The organism is Parapedobacter brassicae (assembly GCF_051400755.1).
GTDB lineage: Bacteria > Bacteroidota > Bacteroidia > Sphingobacteriales > Sphingobacteriaceae > Parapedobacter.
In genome coordinates, this window is sequence record NZ_JBLFFL010000002.1 from 715,236 (window position 1) to 737,096 (window position 21,861).

Genomic DNA, 21,861 nt, shown 5'->3' on the forward strand with positions numbered 1-21,861 from the left:
CCATAAGAAAAAGCGTCATGGATAAGGTAACCGCAGTGAGTAGCACGTCCGCCCAAGATACCGCCGATATCCTGGAAGCCAACGCTTCAGGACAGACCATTACCAGGCGTAATTTTTTCAGACTATTGGGCGGGGGCATGGCCATTGCCCTTACCCAGTCGTGCGTATATGGTTTAGACGGATCTTCGTCAATTGCAGAAACCTTAGCTGTCGATGAAAACTCGATCGCGGCCTGGATACACATTTCGGAAGATGGTTCGGTCTCGGTCTTTACGGGCAAAGTGGAAGTAGGGCAGAATATCCGCACCTCTTTGGCCCAGGTTGTCGCCGAGGAACTGTCTGTGCCGGTGCAGCGTATCCATATGATCATGGGCGATACCTCGGTAACCCCCTTTGATGCCGGTACGTACGGTAGCCGCACCACCCCCTATATGGGTCCGCAACTGCGCAAGGCAGCGGCTTCCTTGCGGGAAGCGCTGGCGGAGATGGCTGCAAAGGAGTGGCAGGTGCCGGCGGCATCGCTGCAAGCGAAAGCAGGGACGATCGTCCACGGTGCATCCGGACGGATATTGGACTACGGTGCGCTCACGAAGGGAAAGCAGTTGTTGCTCCCCCTGAATGACGACGTAGCGCTTACGCCAGCTTCGGAGTGGACCGTAGCAGGCACGTCGGTGCCCAAGGTTAATGGAAGGGATTTTGTCACCGGAAAGCACCAATATACATCAGACATGGTACTGCCTGGGATGGTGTACGGAAAGACCCTGCGGGCGCCGGCATACGGCGCATCATTTGTCTCAGCAGACACGGAAAACGCAAAGGCCATGCCCGGTGTGGAGGTGGTCGAAGCGGGCGATTTCATCGGTGTGGTAGCCCCCGATCCGCAGACGGCTACCCATGCGCTATCGAAGATGGAGGCACAATGGAAAACCGCTGCCCAACCATCGAAAGCGGAACTCTTTGCCCATTTGAAAGAACACGCACAGCAAGACGGGGACGACAACGGTACGCAGGCCGCAACCCGCGAGGTGTTCGCGCGCGCGCCGGTCCGCCTGGAAAGCCGGATAGAAGTTCAGTACATTGCCCACGTGCCGTTGGAGCCGCGCGCGGCCGTCGCACGGTGGGAAGATGGGCAGCTCACCGTATGGGCGGGTACCCAGCGGCCGTTCGGCGTGCAGGAAGAGCTTGCAGGGGCTTTCGGTATCGCTAAGGAAAACGTGCGCGTGATCATGCCCGATACCGGCTCGGGCTATGGGGGCAAACACAGCGGGGAGGCTGCTGTGGAAGCGGCAAGGTTATCCAAAGCGGTGGGCAAACCTGTGAAAGTGGTGTGGACACGCGAGGAAGAGTTTAAGTGGGCCTATTTCAGGCCTGCAGGCTTGATCGAGGTGGCGGCATCCCTGGACAGCGCCGGTGCCATTGCCTCCTGGGAATTTCATAACTACAATTCAGGCAATGCCGGCATTGAATTGCCCTACCAAGCAGGGGTCAAACATATTCAATTCCATCCTTCGCAGACCCCGTTGAAGCAAGGCTCATACCGGGGCCTGGCGGGTGCAGCCAATGTGTTTGCCATCGAAAGCATGATGGATGACCTGGCCGGGCAACGGCAGCAGGATCCGCTGGAATTCCGCTTAAGCAAGGTAACCGACGAACGACTGAAAGCGGTGCTTGAAGCCGCGGCAGAGCGGTTTGGCTGGAAAGGCACTAAGGCGCCGGGGCATGGCTACGGCATCGCCTGCGGCTTCTTGAAAAACTCCTATATCGCCACCTGTGCAGAAGTGGCTTACGACGAAGCGGCGGAACAACTTCATGTGGTCCGTTTAGTGGCTGCTTATGACTGCGGCGCCATCATCAATCCGGTACATCTTGAAAGTCAGGTGCTGGGTGCCGTGTTGCAGGGGCTCGGCGGTGCGCTGTTTGAAGCCGTCGATTTCAAGGACGGCCGTATCCTGAATGCCTCGCTATCGAGCTATCGGGTACCGCGCTTTACAGACATTCCACCGCTGGACATTGTGCTGCTCGACCGGAAAGACATCCCATCCGCAGGTGCGGGGGAGACACCGATCGTGGGGGTTGCGCCAGCCATCCGCAATGCCATTGCGGATGCAACCGGAATCAAATTGCAAGGCTTGCCGCTGATTCCACAGGGACTTAAACGAACGAATAATTGACTAACTAATCACACATACGATGGCAACATTCCAGCTCAAGGTCAACAACAAAAAGTATGACGTAGACGCAGACCCGCAGATGCCGCTTCTGTGGGTGTTGCGCGATTTTATCGGCCTCACCGGCACGAAATTTGGTTGCGGCATTGCGCAGTGCGGCGCCTGCACGGTCCATGTGGCTGATGCGGCCGTACGGTCGTGTTCCATTCCCGTGGAAAGTGTCGCTGACCAGCCCATTACCACGATTGAGGGGCTCTCTGAAGACGGCGACCATCCCGTACAGCGGGCCTGGGAGACGATCGACGTTCCCCAATGCGGCTACTGCCAAGCCGGACAGATCATGACCGCCGCCGCACTGCTGAAAAAAAATCCAAACCCGACCGATGAGGATATCCTTGAATCGATGACCAACATTTGTCGCTGCGGTACCTATAACCGCATAAAAAAAGCCATCAAGCTGGCTGCGGAAGAGGCGTAGTGCCAACAGGATTGTATCGGTAGGTCAATGAATGAGTAATCTTAACTAGCAAGAACAATGAGTACGCAACAACATACAGTAAGCAGGCGGGACTTTATCCGCATCGGCGCATTCGCGGGAGGGGGCCTTATCCTGGGGTTCAAATTGTTTTCTTCCTGCAGCACGCCGCAGGGAGAGGAAGTGGTGTATGAGCTCAACGCGTTTGTCAAAATCGATACCAATGGGGTGGTCACCCTCATGAATCCGAATCCGGAGATCGGACAAGGGGTGAAGACCGCTTTGCCGATGCTGGTAGCGGAAGAGCTCGATGTGGATTGGAAGGATGTGCGGGTAGAACAAGCGGGGTTGGATACCGTGAAATATACGCGGCAGATCGCGGGTGGAAGCGGTTCGATCCGCGATAGCTGGGAATCGTTTCGCGGCGCGGGGGCTACGGCCCGCCAAATGCTGATCAACGCTGCCGCCGCGGAGTGGGGTGTCGCTGCCGAAACCTGTACCACCGAGAAAGGGCAGGTGATGCATCAGGACTCGGGCAAGAAGGCTGGCTACGGCAAGCTGGTCGAAAAGGCGGCCACCATGGAAGTTCCGCCAGATGTGCCCACCAAGGCCATTGGCTCGTTTGCTATCATCGGCCAGCGGATCCCGAATGTTGACAACCGGGCCATCGTGACCGGACAATATAAATACGGGATTGATACCAAGCGCGAAGGGATGAAGTATGCTACGCTGCTGCGCCCCCCGGCGTTCGGCCAGACGCTGAAATCCTATGATGACACCGAAGCCAAGCAGCAGCCGGGTGTCGAACAGGTGCTGCGCCTTGAAAACAAGATTGCCGTGCTGGGGAGGTCGACCTGGGAGGTGATGCAGGGCGCCAAAAAGATAAAAGCCGAGTGGGAAGACGGTCCGTCCATGGAAAGCACAGCAGATTATCAGCGCAACTTCCGTGAACTGGTGAAGAAACCGCCTACGGGAACGCCCCAGCGCAAGGATGGCAACGTGCAGCAGGCTTTCGGCACCGGCGGGAGCAAGGTTTTCGAGGCTGTGTATGAAGCACCGTTCTTGGCGCATAATACCATGGAGCCGATGAACTTCTTTGCCGATGTACGTGCCGATGGCGTGGAGCTTTACGGGCCGATCCAAACACCCGAGCGTACGCGCACTACCGTAGCCAAATTGCTGGGTATGCCCGAAGAAAAGGTAACCGTAATGATGACCCGCATGGGCGGGGGATTCGGGCGCCGGTTGATGTCGGACTTTGTCGAGGAGGCCGCCCTGGTGTCCAAGGCGGCGGGCGTGCCGGTAAACCTGATCTGGTCGCGCGAAGACGATATGGGCGGCGGATTTTACCGCCCGATGTGTACCTATCGCTATAAGGCAGCGGTGGATGCTGACGGAAAGCTTATTGCCTGGCACCACCAGTCGGTGGGTACCACCGGCAACCCGGCCCGTGCGGGCAGCTTCCCCGCAGGTGCGGTGGCCAACCTGCAAGTGGATGCGGAAGAATATAAAACCCCCGTTACCACTGCTCCGTGGCGTGGACCTATCCACAACTTTATTGCTTTTTCGGAGCAGTCGTTCTTTGATGAAATCGCCCATGGGATCGGTAAAGATCCGGTGGCGTTCCGGCTGGAAGTGCTCGGACAAGCCAAACAACAGCCCGTCGGGGAGTTGGAGTACGATCCGGATCGCTTCGCGGGTGTCATTAAAAAGGCTGCGGAGATGGCTGGATGGGGGGCTTCAAAAGGCGCCAATATCTTTCAGGGAATAGCCGCACAGTATTCGTTCAGTTCCTATGTGGCGCAGGTGGCCGAAGTGGAAAAGCTGGACAGCGGCAAGGTACGTATCCGAAAAATCTATTGCGCCGTGGATTGCGGCATTGTCGTCAACAAAAGCGGCGCTGAAAACGTGGTCGAAGGAGGGATTATCGACGGCATCGGCCATGCCATGTACCCCGAACTGACACTCACCAAGGGTAAGCCGGACCAAGTGAACTTCAACACCTACCGCATGATCCGGATGGCGGACGTGCCTGAAGTCGATATTCAGTTTATCGAGAGCGATATCGACCCGACAGGACTGGGTGAGCCCGGATTGCCACCGGCTGGTCCTGCTGTAGCCAATGCGGTGTTCGCCGCTACGGGTGTGCGCCTGCGGGCGCAGCCGTTTATCAAGAGTGGACTCTTTGCATGACCCGGCAACCGATATACCTGGATTATAACGCGACAACACCATGCGACCCGCGTGTGGTGGAGGCCATGCTGCCCTACTTCACCCAACAGTTCGGTAATGCGGCAAGCGCCGATCATTACTATGGCTGGCAGGCCCGGGAGGCAGTGGATGAAGCGCGCGAACAGGTAGCCAGTCTTATCGGCGCCAGTGCCAGGCAGCTCATCTTTACCTCCGGCGCAACGGAATCGATCAACTTAGCCCTCAAGGGTGTTGCCGAGGCGTTGGCGAAAAGCGGAAACCACATCATCACCTGCAAAACGGAGCATAAGGCGGTACTGGACACCTGTGCTTATTTGGAAACGAAAGGCTACCGGGTGACCTACCTCGACGTCGATGCACAGGGCAAACTTGCCCCCGAAGCGGTGGAGTCGGCCATTGGCAGCCAAACGATCTGCATCGTACTGATGTATGCCAATAATGAAACGGGGGTCATCCATCCCGTCAGGACCATTGGGTCCATCGCCCGGAAGCATGGGGTTCATTTCCTGTGCGATGCCACGCAGGCGGCAGGCAAGATACCGGTGGATGTTGAAGGCGATGCCATCGACTTATTGGCTTTTTCGGCACATAAGCTGTACGGCCCAAAGGGGGTGGGGGGCCTATTTGTTCGCCACGACGGTCCGAAAGCTGATCTGCTGTCGCAGCAGCACGGCGGCAACCAAGAGCGGGGGCTGCGAAGCGGCACGCTGAACACACCCGGCATCGTGGGGTTTGGCAAGGCGGCGGAACTGTGCCGACGGGAACTGGCGACGGAGTCGTCTCGTGTGCGGGGACTACGGGACCGATTGGAGCAGACCCTATTCCAACGTGTGCCCGGCATGGCGATCAACGGTGGAGGCGAGCGGCTGCCGCATGTGAGTAACCTGCTGCTGCCCGATGGCAACGCTGAGCAACTGCTGCTTTCCGTGTCGCCATACCTGGCGTTAAGCAGGGGCAGTGCCTGCGCCGGACTGGTACAGCAACCCTCGCACGTGCTACGGGCCATGGGATTGGATGATCATGAGGCGCACCGTGCAATCCGCATCAGTCTCGGGCGGTTTACCACATCGGATGAGGTAGATGAGGCAGTGGTGCAGCTCGAAAAGGTGATTATGGCATTGGAGGCGATAGGTTAGTGTTTAGTTCGCATGAAAGAAATCAAGCAAATCATTCAGGCATATCAATCGGCCCGCGCGCTGAAAAAGCGGACAGCGCTGGCCACGGTGGTGCATATCGAAGGGTCTTCCTACCGGAGTCCGGGCGCCCGCATGTTGGTCACCGAAGATGGCATGCTCACTGGAGCGATCAGCGGTGGTTGCCTCGAGGGGGATGCGCTGCGTAAGGCCCTGCTGGTGATGAAAGAAGAACGGCCGATGCTGGTCACCTACGATACGGCAGCGGAGGATGGTGCGATATGGGGAGTCGGTCTCGGCTGCAACGGCATCATCCGGGTACTGATTGAACCGATCAGCCCCGAAGCCGAGGAAACTCCCATCTCCCTGCTGGAGCAGGTGGCAGCGAAGCGAAGACCCTCGGTGTTGGTGACATTCTTTACACCGGATGATAAAAAAAACAGCATCCAAGGTACGCATTTTGCGGTTGCCCATGAAGGCGTCTTAGCGGGCGCAGCCCCCTCGTGGGCATCTAAACCGCTCATGGCCGATGTCGGGCAGGCGCTGGCGGGGCAGGGCGCCGCGTTCGTGCAGTACCCGCCGTTGGAGGGAGACACCGCTGCGATAACCGCATTCATAGACTACATCCCCCCTTCTCCGGCACTGGTCGTGGCCGGTGCGGGTAACGACGTGCTGCCGTTGGCAGCACTGGCCGAACTGCTGGGTTGGGACCTCACGCTGATCGATGGCCGGCCTGGTTATGCCAATGCCGCGCGCTTCCCCACGTGTCAGGTCATTGTATCGGATCCCGTGGAAGCCCTGCAGCAGGTAACCATCGATGAGCAGACGGCCATTGTGCTGATGTCACACCATTATGCATATGACAAGGCAATCCTCACCGCCGCCATTGGCAGCCCTGCAAACTACATCGGCATACTCGGACCGGCAAAAAAACGTGAGCGGATGCTGGAAGAACTGACACAGGAGGGCCATGACGCGTTCCCCGCCGGGCAATCGCGCATATACGGTCCGATCGGCCTTGACATCGGTGCGGAAACACCTGAAGAAATCGCATTATCCGTCGTCGCCGAGATCAAGGCGGTATTTGCCGGAAGAAGGGGCGATCACCTGCGCGACCTGTCGGGACCAATACACCAGCGGCAAACACGTATTAGACCTTCCTTGGAGGCCTATGGCATTTTGCTGCTGGCTGCTGGCGAATCGAAACGGCTGGGAACACCCAAGCAACAGTTGCCCTATCGGGGACAGACCCTGCTGCAGCACGCCGTTCAAGCGGCTTTGGGTGTAGGCACGACGGTCACGGTAGTTTTGGGACCCGACGCGGAGGCCATGGCTCAACAGCTCTACGGAATGGGTGTCGATATCGTGGTCAATCCCGATTATCAATCCGGTATGGCTACGTCCATTCGATGCGGCGTGGAGCATGTCCGTGCGCATTACCCGCAGATCGCATATCTGACGATCATGCTGTGCGACCAACCGCACGTTGACACCGACCATCTCCTCGCGTTGATCCGCCGGCAACAATCGACAGGCGCACCGGTAACTGCCAGTTACTATGCCGCACGAAAAGGAGTGCCGGCGCTCTTCCATCGGTCGGTTTTTCCACAGCTACTTGCCCTCCAGGGCGATACGGGCGCCAAACACGTGATCGAAAGCCTGGGAGATGAGGTAGCTACGGTCCATTTTCCACTGGGTGCCACAGACATCGATACCCAAGCGGCGTATCAACAGACATTGAAACGAATTTCGTAAATTTGCGCTGAGTCATGATTTTAGATACCCATCATAGAAGCCATACCTACCTGCGGATTTCGCTCACCGACGTGTGCAACCTCCGGTGCTTTTACTGTATGCCCGACGAGAGCTACGATTTTATGCCCAAGAAGCACCTGATGCAACCTGACGAGATCGAAGCAATTGCCCGGGTATTCGTTGGTCTGGGCACCACCAAGATCCGGCTCACCGGGGGTGAACCGCTGGCCCGCCGGGATTTTGATGATATCGTGCGGCGCCTTTCTGCGCTACCGGTGGAGCTGACATTGACGACCAATGCCACGTTGCTTCACCAGCATCTCGATGCCCTGCAATCGGCCGGGGTGCGTAGCCTCAACATCAGCTTGGATACGCTATCTGAAGAACGGTTTCAGCAGCTCACCCGCAGGGATAAGTTTTTTCGGACCATGGCCAATATCCGGATGGCGATCGACCGCGGATTTCGGGTGAAAATCAACATGGTGGTGATGAACGGGGTAAATGCCGATGAGGTGCTCGACTTTGTGGCGTGGACGGGCACCGATCCCATCGATGTGCGATTCATCGAATTTATGCCGTTTTCCGGCAACCGATGGACAGGCGATCAGGTGTTTTCGAAGCGGGAAATCATGGACCTGGTAGCCGCTCGATATACAGCGGTACCGCTTTCGCAAGATCCGCATGCGACGAGCCAGCCCTATCAGGTGCCGGGGCACCGGGGGACCTTCGCCGTTATCAGCACCATGAGCGCGCCTTTTTGCGCAGGTTGCAACCGTATGCGGCTCACGGCGGATGGCAAGATGAAAAACTGCCTGTTTTCGAAGGACGAAAGTGATCTGCTGTCGGCCCTGCGAAAGGGAGCATCCCTTGAGCACCTGATCCGGGAGAATATCCTGGGAAAAGCAGCGAAGCTTGGCGGTCAGTTTGGCGAAGTGCCTTTTGAAGAATTGGCGGGCGACCAGCTGGTCAATCGGAGCATGATCAGTATCGGAGGATGAATAAATAGGACGAACAAGTAATGGACAACGTGCTTTTTTTTTATCTGCTGCTATTCGGTGTGGCGTTTCTATATTCATCCGTCGGCCACGGCGGTGCCAGCGGTTACTTGGCGCTCATGGCGCTGTTTGGAATCACACCGGATGTGATGAAACCGACAGCACTGCTTCTTAATCTTTTTGTTTCCTTGACCTCGTTTACCTTTTACTACAAGGGGCGCTATTTCAACCGGAAGTTGTTCGTGCCCTTGGCAGTGGCGTCAGTGCCCATGGCGTTTCTTGGAGGAAGCATGGCCATCCACTCGGATCTGTATAAGAAAATGCTGGGCGTATTTTTGCTGATTCCCGTAGTGCGCTTCCTATTTTTCAGTGACATCACCGTTGACCAACAAGCCAACCCCAAAACGGTGTGGCTGCTGCTGATCGGCGGGACCATCGGGTTACTATCAGGCATATTGGGTATCGGTGGCGGTGTTATCCTTTCGCCAGTGCTGCTCTTGCTGGCCTGGACGAACCAGAAGCAGGCGGCAGCCATTAGCGCCTTGTTTATTTTCGTCAATTCACTTTCAGGCCTGATCGGGCAGTTTACCCAGGGCATTCAGTTCAGCACAGACATGGTGGTATATGTTGCAGTGGCTTTCTCCGGCGGGCTATTGGGGTCTTATTTCGGTGCCATACGTTTCCAGCACCGAACCATCAAGCTTTTGTTGGCCGCGGTACTGGCCGTGGCGTCGTTTAAATTATTTTTGCCCAACTTATGGTAGACAGCACGTTATCGATATTGTGTTTCGGGCGGGTGTCGGACCTCATCGGCTCCTCGCGGATTGATATGCCGCTGGTCAATGATACGGACGAACTGCAACAGTGGCTCAATAAGCAATATCCCGCGCTGCGGCAGGCTACGTATGTGATCGCGGTTGACCAAGAAATCATCCGGAAGAATACACTGCTGACCGTACAGCAGGAAATAGCCTTGTTGCCTCCTTTTTCGGGGGGGTAGATTCCGATTGGACTCGATGCCAGTCCAAAGGTTATTCAGCTGAAAATGTACGTATTAGTAAAAAAAGCACAATTCCATTTGCAAAATGTGGTAGAGTTTGTACTTTTGCGGCGGAGAGTTGGCAGAGTGGTCGAATGCGGCGGTCTTGAAAACCGTTGTCTGTTAAAGGACCGGGGGTTCGAATCCCTCACTCTCCGCCAACGCAAATGAATACCCCGACTTGTCGGGGTATTTTGGTTTGTGGTGTTGCCAAACTTATTTCAGCAAAAAAACACAAACAAAAATAACGAGTGAGCAAAGCGAGCGGCATTCATCTGCTTTGAAGCCGTCCTCAACAAGGGCATAAGAACCTGCACAGGGGCCTTTCTTCGGACTTTCTCCTGCCTTTCTTCCCACTTTTACCGTGATTCTAGCGGGGCGTACGCGGGCTGTATGCGAGAAAATCATGCATTCGGAGCGCATACGCCCCGCGTACGGCATGCGAGATGGGAGAACACGTGTAGGAGAAAGTCGGGCATTGGTGTGCTTGGTCTTTAGCGAAGGGTAAGCGGCTATATAGCAGGATAAAGGCGTATAAGGGGCATGGGATGGGTTATAATTTATTTTTATTTAAATAAGCCTTAAGAGTCTCTCTGTAGCTACTACCAACTGGAACTTCTGAATTGTTGATGATTACACATTTTCCATTATACTGACTTATTTTAGCTAATGGAACAACATACGATTTATGAATTCTCATAAATTTATAAGTACTTAATACCGCTTCTATCGATCTTAATGATTTTAGTGCTAAGCAATAATTTTTCCCCGTAATAATTTTAACATAATCTTTTAAACCCTCAATATAATCTATATCCTTTACTAAAATCTTGATAAATTCATCGCCTTCTTTTACGAAAAATGAGGGTTCAAGGATATTTTGACCCTCCATATTTTCAGAACCTTCAAAACGGATAATCGCTTTACAAAAACGTTCAAACGAAATTGGTTTTAAAAGATAATCGACCACCTCTAAATCAAAACTTTCAACGGCATATTGACTATAAGAAGTAGTCATTATAAACTTGGTATTGGCGTTATAAAGTTTTACAAGCTCAATTCCAGAAATTTCGGGCATTGCAATGTCTGTAAAAACAAGGTCTACTTGATAACCTTGTTTTAAAAAATCAAAGGCTTCGACCGAATCTGTAAAGGCTCTAATCACTTCAAAATTTGAGAAACGCTTTAAATGATGCGTTATGACATCTATAGCCAACGATTCATCATCAATTATAATAGCTTTATATAACTTCATTATTTAGTGTAATTTTAAGATGCGTCGTGTAGGTATGTTGTGTATTAGTGATCTTGATACTCGAACTTTTTGGATACAGCAGTTCCAATCGCTTTTTTAGGTTTTCAAGCCCTTTTCCTTCACGGTTATTTTCTTGGAAATGCTGCTTGTTAAAAAGACTGTTTTCTACAGTACATAGAAGTTCTTCATTCCTGATATCTACATTGATCTTTACAAATGCATCTTTGATGTTGGTATAAAACCCATGCTTAAAAGCATTTTCTACAAGCGTTATCAACAGAAACGGTTCGATCCATTTTTCGTCCCTATTAACCTCTTCGACACGAAGTTGGATACGGGCATCTTTACCGAATCTTATTTTTTCAATTGCGATGTATTTTTCAATAAAATCTAATTCTTTATACAGCGGAACTTTTCTAAGATGAGTCTCATCTGTTAAATAACGCATCATACCTGATAATTTCAAAATATAATCCGATGTCTCCGGATCATTTTTTAACGACAAACTATATAAAGAGTTAAACGCATTAAATAAGAAATGGGGATGTAATTGATTTCGTAATAACTGTTCCTTAGCCTGGTTTAATTCGCGTTCCAGCTTTTGATATTGCCCAAAAAACTCAAAGCGATTGATAATATAAACAAATGAATAAAATAAAAATGATTGTCCTAAAAAGCTTGTAAAGTAATCGAATGTTCGTTCAAATGTGATCCCATCAGGTATCCTGTAATCTTTAAATATTTCGTAATATTTAAGTTTCCTGTAATCTTGAAGTATCCTGTAATCTTTAAGGGATGCCAATGCTAGTAGGATGATGACAAAGAAGACGGAAGACCCTATCTTTTTCCAATTGCCATTTAATTTGGGTACAAAATAATATAATAGATAAGCAATTAGGGAGCATACGAAATTCTCCACGGCATCACTTGTCAAAAAGAAAAACCAATCACCTGGGAGGGAAATAAAGGCTCTTCTTAATAAGCTGATGATGATGATAGCAATAAAAACCATATGAAACATGGTCTTCATTGTTCGAATGGTTTTATGTGATGGTTGAAACATAGCTATTCAAAGATGAATGTAAATATATAAAAATGGGATCGTGTTAAGTCGGCTAGCAACGTACGTTCATCTATCCAGACATAGGGTTTGTCTATAACATTTTTGTAAAGGTTCAAATTAAAATATGTTTGACTAGAATTCACGTTAAAAATTTAAAAAATGAGGACGTTTTTTATATTCACTGTTTTGTGTTTTAGCTCACTACTTGCCTTTAGTCAAAAATTGGAACTGGAAAAGGCATCTCCTTTTACAGCCGTAAAATGGGAAAAAGGCCAACCTGTTGTACAAGTTGAAAATGAATGGTATCATCTTGAAAAATTAGATGCTTTTACAACAAAAGAACTTTTGGATTTCTGCAAAGAACGGTTTGGACCTATATGGCAAAAGCGCTTTTCTGAAGATCTTGTGGAAGTCCTACGAGGTATGGGTTATGAACCTACTATAAAAGTGACGTTACAGCTATCCAAAGGGGGCATTTCAAATACCTATACCGGAGCATTTACCTATGAAAATAGAAGAAGCTCGCTGCTTTATAATAGATCCAACGCTGAATCTAAATTTCCCCAAAAAATTTCAACAGCTGATGCGATAGCCGATTTAAGGCAATTTGAAGATATACTGCAGTCAGTTTCTTCCTACAGCCAACTATCAACGTTTGATTACCAGTTGAGGATTAAGGAATTGGCTGATGCTATTGATGATGAGAATACGCAGGTTGATGTCAATAAACTAGCGAACGAGATGGCCAAGATTATGGCAGAAATCGGAGATAGGCATTCGTCCATAAAAAATGAGGCATTCAATGATATTGGTCATAAAACATATGGCTTAAAACTTCCATTCGGTGTGGCAACCTTAAACGGAAAAATCATTGCGCTGAAAAAAGACGAGAAAAGCGAAACGTATAGCTACTATTATCGTTCATATCCCTTTCTTAAAAGCATAGACGGAGTAGCCATAGAGACGCTCATCAACACGTATAATTACCGGGATAAAAAGGCCCCAGCACAAGCAAAACTTTCGCGGGGGAGCAGCACTATTCAAAATTATGGTGCCTTATTGTTTGCAAATGATACAGCATGTCCAGATAGTATAAAGGTCGTTTTTGGTGATGGCAGCGTTGAAAAAACGGAGATCTTTCTATTAACCAAAGAGAACAAGGGATATACTTCAAAATTAAGTGAAGCGTATGCTATTAATACGGATAAGCTAAGCGAAGGTAACTTTAACGGTTTAAGTAAGATAGTCGGAGACAATATTGGGTACATAATCATTCCTCAGATGTACGACTATGACGAGGTAGCGGGGCTGGAAAATTTCATAAAAAATACGCTTCGAAGTTTTTCCAATACGAAAGCATTGATTATTGACATTAGAAACAATCCAGGGGGTAGCAGAGCGATTCTTCAAACCTTTGCGGGTTATATTGTTCAACCGGAACAATCTCCTTGGGTTGCCAATGTTGCGTATTTAAGAACGGACCGACAACTAGTTGGAGACGAGCCATCCATGAGCGGTCGGTACCTTTATAGTTATAACTCCGAGGAATTATCAGACAATGACAGAAAGGCTATTGACCAGTTTAGTGAAGGTTTAAAACTTCAGAAAACAGTGGATGATTCGAAGTTTAGCGGTCCTTTTTATATGGTTTTGCATCATGGCGGGGAATCATATAGGCAACCCGTCTATATGTTAGTGAATGAAGAAAGCTTTAGTGCTGCATCCGTCTTTACCAGCGTATTTAAAGGGTTGCCAAACGTAAAAATAGCTGGAGAAACAACGGATGGTTCAAGTGGTAATTCAAGGATATTGCATTTGAAAAATTCAAATATTCGAATCAGGGTCTCGACTATGCTGTCATTTCAAAGAAATGGAAAGACCTTAGATGGAAATGGAACCATACCGGATATTGTTATTCAAACGGATGAAAAACAGGTTTTGAACGGTTACGACACCCAGCTAACTAAATTGATTAAAATAATTAACCGTAGCCCTGGTCACGACGGATTCTAAACGGGATTAAGTTTTTTATGTTCACAAATTTTTCTAATTTTGCACCGCAATGGGAGCGCCAATAGCTCAGCTGGATAGAGCAACGGTTTTCTAAACCGTCGGTCTCAGGTTCGAATCCTGATTGGCGTACCAACGAGCCTCTTGATGTCCAAATTGAGGGGCTTTTTTGTTCATGTTAGCACAAGTAAATGCTTGCATGCACCGGACAAGATCGATTTGGTTTACGATGGACGTTACGAAGCAAACGGTTGGCGTAGTGGGTAGTGGTAGTTGGGCTACCGCGATGATTAAAATGCTCAATGACAATGCCGCTGATAAGTCTATCTATTGGTGGGTTCGCAACCGGGAAACGGCGGATTATATCCGCACATACAAGCACAATCCCAACTACCTTAGTGCCGTCACGGTAGAGGTTCCAAAACGCAATATCCACGCCGACGTGCGCACGGTGATCGCCAATGCAACCATCGTGGTGCTCAATACACCGGCAGCTTTTTTAAAGGATGCGCTGATGGGGGTGTCGCCCGAGATGCTCCGCGGCAAAATCATCGTATCGGCTATCAAGGGTATTGTTCCGGATGAAAATCAGATCGTGGGCGATTTCCTTCAGGAGCGGTATCGGATACCGACTGCCAATATCGCCGTCATCGGCGGTCCCTGTCATGCCGAAGAGGTATCCCTCGAGAAGCTGTCTTACCTGACGATCGCTTCCCAAAATGTGGCCGTCGCGTCGTTAGTCGCGTCGCTGATCAATACCCGCTATATCAAAACGAATGTTTCGGATGATATTTATGGGACGGAATATGCGGCTGTATTGAAGAATGTTTACGCGATCGCCGGAGGAATGTGCCATGGTATTGGGTTTGGAGATAATTTCCAGGCGGTATTGGTATCCAATGCCATCCGGGAGATGGCTGATTTTGTCAATACTGTCCACCCGATTACGCGGGACATCAAGGAATCCGCATATTTGGGCGATTTGCTGGTGACTGCTTATTCTCAATATAGCCGGAACCGCACCTTTGGCAATATGATCGGCAAGGGATATTCGGTCAAGTCGGCGCAGCTGGAGATGAATATGGTAGCCGAAGGCTATCATGCATCGTATTGTATCCGACAAATTTGTGAAAGGAAGGGTATCGACATGCCGATCTGCAACGCGGTGTATCAGGTGTTGTATCAACACCAATCGCCTATCACGGAAATGAAAATGTTAGCGGATAAGCTAACATAATGATGCAATTAACTTAAATACGAACGCAATAACACACCCTAGATGAAAAGAGGAACCTCGCTCCATTACTTATTATCTTTCTTTCTGACCGTTTCGGCAGTCTCGTGCAGTACGTTTAAGCTGGACAAACAACCGCCTTCGTATCGCAATGGGGTGGTGGTCACCGCACACCCGCAGGCATCGGCTGTCGGGTTGCAAATCCTCAAAGCCGGAGGCAATGCGGTAGATGCCGCGGTGGCTGTGCAGTTTGCCTTGGCGGTTGTGTATCCCAACGCGGGGAATATCGGCGGGGGAGGATTCATGGTGTACCGCGGCGCAGATGGCGACTTCGCCTCATTGGATTTCAGGGAAGCGGCACCCGCTGCAGCGACCAAAGATATGTACCTGGACGAAGAAGGCAACCCCATTACCGACCTCAGCCTTCGTGGGCAATTGGCATCGGGTGTTCCGGGTGCGGTGGATGGTATGGTAAAGGCTCATGAACGGTATGGGAAACTGGAATGGGCAGCACTGGTGCAGCCCGCTGTCCGCTTGGCGCAGCGGGGGTTTCCCCTTACGGCGATGCAAGCGCGGGAACTCAATGGCAGGAAGGAAAGCTTCGAGCACTATAATCCTGAAGGGACGGCTTTTGTGAACGCGGATGGATGGGCGGCGGGGGATACCTTGGTGCAGCCGGAACTGGCACACACGCTCTCGCTGATCGGTAACAAGGGACGCGCGGGTTTCTATGAAGGCGAAACGGCCACCAGGATTGTGGAGGAAATGAAGCGCGGCAATGGGATCATCAGCCATGACGACCTGAAGAATTATGAGGCTAAATGGCGTGAACCCGTTGTATCTACCTATCGCGGGCATCGGGTGGTGTCTATGCCACCGCCATCAAGTGGGGGTATCGCGCTGATTTCCATGCTTAAATCGGTTGAGGCTTATCCGTTATCGGCGTGGGGATTCCAACGCGATTCGACGATGCGGGTGATGATCGAGGCTGAACGCCGGGTGTATGCAGACCGGGCAACGCACCTAGGTGATCCCGATTATTACGAGGTGCCACAGGACATGCTGATTGACTCGGCCTACAATGCTGAGCGTATGCGCAATATGAATTTCACCCATGCATCATTCAGCAGCGACATCCATGCCGGTAGCCCTCCTAAGATCGAACATGAGGAAACCACGCACTTCTCTATTGTAGACCGGGAGGGCAACGCCGTATCGATCACCACCACCATCAATGGTTCTTATGGCTCACAGGTGGTGGTTGCAGGTGCTGGATTTCTGCTGAATAATGAAATGGATGATTTCTCGGTGAAACCGGGTGCGCCGAATATGTACGGCTTGATTGGCGGTGAGGCCAACGCCATTGAACCGGGCAAACGCATGCTCAGCTCGATGACGCCTACGATAGTGGAAAAGGACGGCAAGCTGTTCATGGTAGTCGGCACGCCGGGCGGATCGACCATTATGACTTCGGTATTTCAGACCATCCTCAATGTGGTGGACTTTGGGATGAATATGCAGGAAGCGGTGTCCGCACCGAGGTTTCATCACCAATGGTTGCCAGACGAAGTGGACGCTGAGAAAGAGGCGATCAGTGAACCCGTCCGCCGCCTGCTGTCCGCCACCGGCTACAAGTTGGTCGACCGAAATGGTATCGGTAGGGTGGATGCGATACTGGTGTCTTCCGATGGCCGCCTGCAAGGCGGGGCGGACCCTCGCGGGGACGATGTCGCCATGGGCTATTAATGGCTTTAACGGTATAAGATAATGGATAAGCAGCAGATCGCGGAGCGGTATAAAAGCATACAGGATGAGATATGCCAGGGATTAACGGCATTGGATGGAAAAGCAGCTTTTCAGGAAGAGCAGTGGCAGCGGGACGGCGGCGGCGGCGGCCGGACACGCATCATCCAGGATGGTGCCGTTATCGAGAAGGGTGGCGTCAATTTTTCAGCAGTGCACGGTGTATTGCCCGAGCCGGTAAGAAAGGCATTTAACGTGGATGAAAGCAATTTTTTTGCGACAGGGGTGTCTATCGTCATCCACCCCCATAACCCGTTTGTGCCCATCATCCACATGAACATCCGGTACTTCGAACTCAACGACGAGGTAAAATGGTTTGGCGGTGGAATAGACTTGACCCCTCATTATGTATTGGCTGATGATGCCGCGTATTTTCACGGGCAGCTTAAATCGATCTGTGATCGATATGACTCGGCATTTTATCCTGATTTTAAGGCATTTGCCGATCGGTATTTTTACATTAAGCACCGTCAGGAGACGCGGGGAATAGGGGGAATTTTTTATGACCGGCTCACGCCTGAGAGGACAGTGGCGTCATGGGACGGTATTTTTGATTTTTCCTGCGATCTAGGTCGCGCATTTGTGCCGATCTATACAGAGCTGGTCAGCCGGCACCGGTACCGGGAGTTTACGGAAGCAAATAAGCGATGGCAGCACCTCCGGCGGGGCCGGTATGTCGAATTTAATCTCGTGTACGACGCCGGAACGAAGTTCGGACTGGAGACCAATGGCCGCATTGAGTCGATCTTAATGAGCCTGCCACCCCATGCCGAATGGATATATGACTTCCAGCCCGATCCGGGAAGTGCCGAAGCCCAAACGGTGGCATTGCTCAAGCAAAATATTGATTGGCTGGCGCGCTGATCGCGTCAACAACGACATTATTCACATATCAAGGATGGTAACATTCAATCGGTTTACATTGGCCAACGGTTTGCGGGTGTTGGTGCATGAAGATGCCGCCACGCCCATGGCGGTGGTCAATTTATTATATGATGTGGGCGCTCGGGATGAACACCCCGACCGAACCGGCTTTGCGCATTTATTTGAACACCTCATGTTCGGTGGGTCGGTTAACATTCCAAATTATGATGGTCCATCGCAGGCTGTGGGTGCACAGAATAATGCCTTCACGAGCAATGACATCACCAATTATTACATGACCCTGCCCGCGGCTAATATCGAAACCGCGTTTTGGTTGGAAAGCGATCGCATGCTGGGGCTGGCCTTCAATGAGAAAAGTCTGGAAGTACAGCGCAATGTGGTGTCTGAGGAGTTTAAGCAGCGGTACCTCAATCAGCCTTATGGTGACGCCTGGCTTCGGCTGCGGCCGTTGTCTTACCAGGTGCATCCCTATCGCTGGGCAACCATTGGCAAGGACCTTAGCCATATCGAACAGGCGAAAATGGAAGATGTCAAAGCTTTCTTCGCCAGACACTACGCGCCCAATAATGCCATCTTAGTGGTCGCCGGAAATGTAGAAAGCAATGCAGTGCGGCAGCTAGCCGAAAATTGGTTCGGCCCGATTCCCTCCGGCAGCAGGCATGAACGTCAGCTACCGGCAGAGCCCCAACAGCGGGAAGCTCGTAGGGAGATCGTTCGGGCCGATGTGCCCTTGAATAACCTATACATCGCTTTCCACGGTCCAGCACGTCTGCAAGCAGGATACCATGCAATGGACATGATTTCAGACATGCTTTCGCATGGACAATCTTCCCGATTGTATCGGCGCTTGGTCAAAGAAACCGAACTGTTCAGCGAGATCAATGCGTACCAAACCGGCAGCATGGATACTAACCTGTTCGTGATAGAGGGAAAACCGTCACCCACCGTGCGCATCGATATCGCCGAGGAGGCAATCTGGTCGGAATTGGAAAACTTAAAAGCGGAGCTCGTCGATTCCTATGAACTGAATAAAGTAAAAAATCGGATAGAATCGACGATGGTCTTCGCCGAAATGGCCCTTTTGGAAAAGGCCATGAATCTTGCTTACTTTGAGCTACTTGGGAATGCCGATGACCTGAACACCGAAGTAGACCGCTACTTGGCTGTTTCCGCTGCCGATATCCGGCAACAGGCCCAACAGCTGTTCAGGAAAGAGAATTCTTCAACGCTTATTTACCTTGCTACTTCGCATGCTTGACAGAACGGTGCCCCCTGCTTATCACCCGGTTACGGGTTTTGAATTAATCAAACCGCGACACCTGGCGTTTCCAAATGGCTTGCAAGCCTTTGTGTTTAACGCAGGCGAACAAGACCTCGTACGCATTGAATGGATTGTGGGCAACGTGTTCGATCAGGAAGACCAGGCGTTGTTGAATACCGGTGTCACCGATCTGTTGCTGGAAGGGACATCCACATTCAGCAGTGCGCAAATTGCGGAGCAGATCGACTTCCACGGGGCGTTTTTGGTGCCCGAGTACGGCTATGATCAATCGTCACTTACGCTGTTTTCACTTAACAAGCACTTAAATCAAGTATTGCCCTTGGTGAAGGATGTCCTGACGGATTCCGTTTTTCCCGAAAAGGAGTTGTCTACCTATATTCGCAACAATCAGCAACGGCTACAGGTATCCTTGAAGAAAAATAGTTTTGTCGCCCGCCGGCTGTTCAACAAAACCATATTCGGATCAACGCGCTATGGCTACGTGCCCGAGGTAGCAGACTACGACGGGATCACCAGCGAGGCCCTGCTCTCGCGGTTCCGCCAACAGTATGCGCCGTCAAACTGTACGCTGATCCTCTCCGGAAACGTCACGGAAGAGGTGATCGATTCAGTAGGGCGATTATTTGGCCGCGATTGGCCGGATGGCAACGGTACCGCCCCGGCAGGTGGTGCGCCGCCTATCGCACTAACCGAAGGACTATTGGTCTTGGATGAACGGAAAGACGCCCTGCAATCCGCCATACGGGTGGGATGCCAAAGTATCCAGCGGTCCCACCCCGATTTCCCCGGCTTACAGGTGCTCAACACGTTGTTGGGCGGATACTTCGGATCCCGCCTGATGATGAACATCCGGGAAGACAAGGGTTACACGTACAGCATTAGCTCCGGATTGGCCTCACTGAAGCATAGTGCCTTTTTTACCGTCGCTTCGGAAGTCGGTGTGGACGTAACGCAAGCAACACTAACGGAAATTGAACGGGAAATCCGCCAGCTCAGAAGCGAGTCTGTAGGCCACACCGAATTGACCATGGTCAGGAATTATATGATGGGCTCCATGCTGGGTAGCCTGGAAAGCGTGTTTTCGCACGCCGACAAGTTTAAGAGTGTCTATTTTTCGGGGCTTGGTTTAGATTATTACGACTATTACATCGATGTCGTCAACACCATTACGCCAGAAGAGATCCTCCGGTTGGCCAACACATATCTGGATTATGACAACATGGTAAAAGTGATGGTCGGCAAGTATGCCTCCGGCAGTTAGCCGCGCTTAATATCAGCGGCTTTTGAGTACCTCAAAGAGTGCTTTACCCTTCAATAGGCACTCGTTGTATTCGTTTTCTGGATCGGCGTTGTCGGTGATCGCCCCCCCGGTATGAAAGGAGAGGTAGCCACTTTCGGCATTGTACAGCATGGTCCGGATCACCACGCTGAAATCGTAATTGCCCTGGGGGCTAAAGTACCCCAATGCACCTGAATACACACCTCGACGGCTATTTTCGTACCGGTCAATCAGTTTCATTGCGCTGATTTTGGGGGCGCCGGTCATGGAACCCGGAGGAAACGTGTTCTCGATGGTCTGGGTAGCATTCATTCCCGGGCGTATTTGACAGGTAATGGTTGAAATAAGTTGATGTACTTGCTTGAAGCTATGGATTTGCAGCAGTTCAGCTGCCTTGACGGTTCCGGGCTTTGCGCTGCGGGTAAGGTCGTTTCTAACCAAATCCACGATCATGATGTTCTCACTGATTTCTTTTGGGCTGCCGGCCAGTGCGGTCTTCAGTTGCTCATCTTCTTCGGCGTTTTTGCCTCTGGGCGCGGTGCCTTTTATCGGTTGCGAAAGCAGGGTGTCGCCGTTTTTGGAAAGGAAGCGCTCGGGCGAAGCGGAGATAATGTACTTTTGTCCGAATTTAAAAAAGCAGGAGAAGGGTGTGGGCGATACCTCGTTGAGCCTCCGGTATGCTTCCAACGGGTTGAGTGACACCCGCTCGGCAAAAAACTCCTGGCATAGGTTTACTTCATAGATGTCGCCCTTACGGATGTGGCGCTGCAATTCGGTGAACGCCGAAAAATAAGTCGACCGATTCATCCGGTATTTGAGTTGGCCCTTAAATCCCAATGGTTCTTCGGTTATTGCTGTGGCCTCAATTTGCTTGATGATGGCCTGCGGATTATGGCCTTTGATCTCGGCGTTGTATTGACCGATCAGCAACGTGTATTCCGGTACGAAGAAGTAAGCATCTGGAAATCCGGAAGGATTCGCATGTTGGGTAGACAGCGCTTCGATCTCATTCTTCAAATCATATCCGAGGAATCCCGGAATCCAGGTGTCGGGGTGGTTGTCAATGAATTGCTGGAGCTTTTCGAACGTCCGGCTTCCATCAGATGTAAAGGAGGCGGTTGACCCTACTGCGATGAACACGTCGATATTGCCGTGATTATCCCGATAGCCGTTGGAGTCCAAATAGCATACGTTATCAAACTGGGCCGCCCACCGCAACGCCCGTTGAGTAAAGGTATCATGATCATCAAGATGGCATGCTAACGATACCATGG

At 51.2% G+C, this 21,861-nt stretch carries 17 protein-coding genes and 2 tRNA genes; 16 read left to right on the forward strand and 3 right to left on the reverse strand.

All coding sequences use genetic code 11. The features are described 5' to 3' along the window. Positions 1 to 17: 17 nt before the first annotated feature. The 9 genes from ACMGDE_RS08470 to ACMGDE_RS08510 all read left to right on the forward strand — a co-directional run bounded on the left by ACMGDE_RS08470 (position 18) and on the right by ACMGDE_RS08510 (position 9,937). On the forward strand, positions 18 to 2,171 hold the full coding sequence (locus ACMGDE_RS08470) for a xanthine dehydrogenase family protein molybdopterin-binding subunit (RefSeq protein WP_436832345.1): 2,154 nt from the start codon (positions 18 to 20) through the stop codon (positions 2,169 to 2,171). A 19-nt stretch (positions 2,172 to 2,190) separates the two neighbouring features. Beyond that, positions 2,191 to 2,646 carry a (2Fe-2S)-binding protein gene (locus ACMGDE_RS08475; RefSeq protein ID WP_436832346.1) on the forward strand — a complete coding sequence of 152 codons (456 nt, stop codon included), beginning with the start codon at positions 2,191 to 2,193 and terminating at the stop codon, positions 2,644 to 2,646. Positions 2,647 to 2,703: 57 nt separating this feature from the next. Then, complete coding sequence (locus ACMGDE_RS08480) at positions 2,704 to 4,836, forward strand: xanthine dehydrogenase family protein molybdopterin-binding subunit (RefSeq protein WP_436832347.1); 2,133 nt, start codon at positions 2,704 to 2,706, stop codon at positions 4,834 to 4,836. Continuing rightward, entirely contained in the window at positions 4,833 to 5,990 is a 1,158-nt protein-coding gene (locus ACMGDE_RS08485; protein ID WP_436832348.1) for a cysteine desulfurase family protein, read from the forward strand. Before ACMGDE_RS08480 ends, ACMGDE_RS08485 begins: the two co-directional genes overlap by 4 nt. Before the next feature lie 12 nt (positions 5,991 to 6,002). Beyond that, positions 6,003 to 7,742 carry an XdhC family protein gene (locus ACMGDE_RS08490; protein WP_436832349.1) on the forward strand — a complete coding sequence of 580 codons (1,740 nt, stop codon included), beginning with the start codon at positions 6,003 to 6,005 and terminating at the stop codon, positions 7,740 to 7,742. A 14-nt stretch (positions 7,743 to 7,756) separates the two neighbouring features. Beyond that, positions 7,757 to 8,740, forward strand: coding sequence for a GTP 3',8-cyclase MoaA (moaA, locus tag ACMGDE_RS08495; protein WP_436832350.1), 984 nt, complete (start codon positions 7,757 to 7,759; stop codon positions 8,738 to 8,740). Positions 8,741 to 8,760: 20 nt separating this feature from the next. Continuing rightward, positions 8,761 to 9,501, forward strand: coding sequence for a sulfite exporter TauE/SafE family protein (locus ACMGDE_RS08500; RefSeq protein ID WP_436832351.1), 741 nt, complete (start codon positions 8,761 to 8,763; stop codon positions 9,499 to 9,501). Further along, positions 9,495 to 9,737: a MoaD/ThiS family protein gene (locus ACMGDE_RS08505; RefSeq protein WP_436832352.1), complete on the forward strand. Its 243-nt coding sequence runs from the start codon at positions 9,495 to 9,497 to the stop codon at positions 9,735 to 9,737. Before ACMGDE_RS08500 ends, ACMGDE_RS08505 begins: the two co-directional genes overlap by 7 nt. A gap of 112 nt (positions 9,738 to 9,849) precedes the next feature. Then, a tRNA-Ser gene (locus tag ACMGDE_RS08510) sits at positions 9,850 to 9,937 on the forward strand. 392 nt (positions 9,938 to 10,329) lie between these two features. On the opposite strand, the gene ACMGDE_RS08515 is transcribed toward ACMGDE_RS08510, so the two are convergent. Beyond that, entirely contained in the window at positions 10,330 to 11,031 is a 702-nt protein-coding gene (locus ACMGDE_RS08515; RefSeq protein ID WP_436832353.1) for a LytR/AlgR family response regulator transcription factor, read from the reverse strand. Next, complete coding sequence (locus ACMGDE_RS08520) at positions 11,018 to 12,061, reverse strand: sensor histidine kinase (protein ID WP_436832354.1); 1,044 nt, start codon at positions 12,059 to 12,061, stop codon at positions 11,018 to 11,020. The genes ACMGDE_RS08515 and ACMGDE_RS08520 overlap by 14 nt, the downstream gene beginning before the upstream one ends. A 192-nt stretch (positions 12,062 to 12,253) precedes the next feature. Here ACMGDE_RS08520 and ACMGDE_RS08525 point away from each other — a divergent pair, with 192 nt between their 5' ends. The 7 genes from ACMGDE_RS08525 to ACMGDE_RS08555 all read left to right on the forward strand — a co-directional run bounded on the left by ACMGDE_RS08525 (position 12,254) and on the right by ACMGDE_RS08555 (position 20,569). Next, a complete protein-coding gene (locus tag ACMGDE_RS08525; protein ID WP_436832355.1) occupies positions 12,254 to 14,107 on the forward strand; it encodes a S41 family peptidase in 1,854 nt (617 codons plus the stop codon). Between the two features lie 55 nt (positions 14,108 to 14,162). Then, positions 14,163 to 14,239: transfer RNA gene (locus ACMGDE_RS08530), tRNA-Arg, on the forward strand. 94 nt (positions 14,240 to 14,333) lie between these two features. Then, complete coding sequence (locus ACMGDE_RS08535; protein WP_436832356.1) at positions 14,334 to 15,341, forward strand: NAD(P)H-dependent glycerol-3-phosphate dehydrogenase; 1,008 nt, start codon at positions 14,334 to 14,336, stop codon at positions 15,339 to 15,341. A 42-nt stretch (positions 15,342 to 15,383) separates the two neighbouring features. Next, positions 15,384 to 17,084 (forward strand): gamma-glutamyltransferase, encoded by a 1,701-nt coding sequence (gene ggt / locus ACMGDE_RS08540; RefSeq protein WP_436832357.1) that lies wholly within the window; start codon positions 15,384 to 15,386, stop codon positions 17,082 to 17,084. Positions 17,085 to 17,102: 18 nt separating this feature from the next. Continuing rightward, positions 17,103 to 18,005: an oxygen-dependent coproporphyrinogen oxidase gene (gene hemF / locus ACMGDE_RS08545; protein ID WP_436832473.1), complete on the forward strand. Its 903-nt coding sequence runs from the start codon at positions 17,103 to 17,105 to the stop codon at positions 18,003 to 18,005. A 34-nt stretch (positions 18,006 to 18,039) separates the two neighbouring features. Next, the gene (locus tag ACMGDE_RS08550; RefSeq protein ID WP_436832358.1) at positions 18,040 to 19,284 is read left to right on the forward strand and encodes a M16 family metallopeptidase; all 1,245 of its coding nucleotides are present in this window, start codon (positions 18,040 to 18,042) and stop codon (positions 19,282 to 19,284) included. Next, the gene (locus tag ACMGDE_RS08555) at positions 19,277 to 20,569 is read left to right on the forward strand and encodes a M16 family metallopeptidase (protein ID WP_436832359.1); all 1,293 of its coding nucleotides are present in this window, start codon (positions 19,277 to 19,279) and stop codon (positions 20,567 to 20,569) included. The genes ACMGDE_RS08550 and ACMGDE_RS08555 overlap by 8 nt, the downstream gene beginning before the upstream one ends. 12 nt (positions 20,570 to 20,581) lie before the next feature. Here ACMGDE_RS08555 and ACMGDE_RS08560 read toward each other — a convergent pair whose 3' ends face one another. Continuing rightward, positions 20,582 to 21,859: an anthranilate synthase component I family protein gene (locus tag ACMGDE_RS08560; RefSeq protein WP_436832360.1), complete on the reverse strand. Its 1,278-nt coding sequence runs from the start codon at positions 21,857 to 21,859 to the stop codon at positions 20,582 to 20,584. Positions 21,860 to 21,861: the final 2 nt, after the last annotated feature.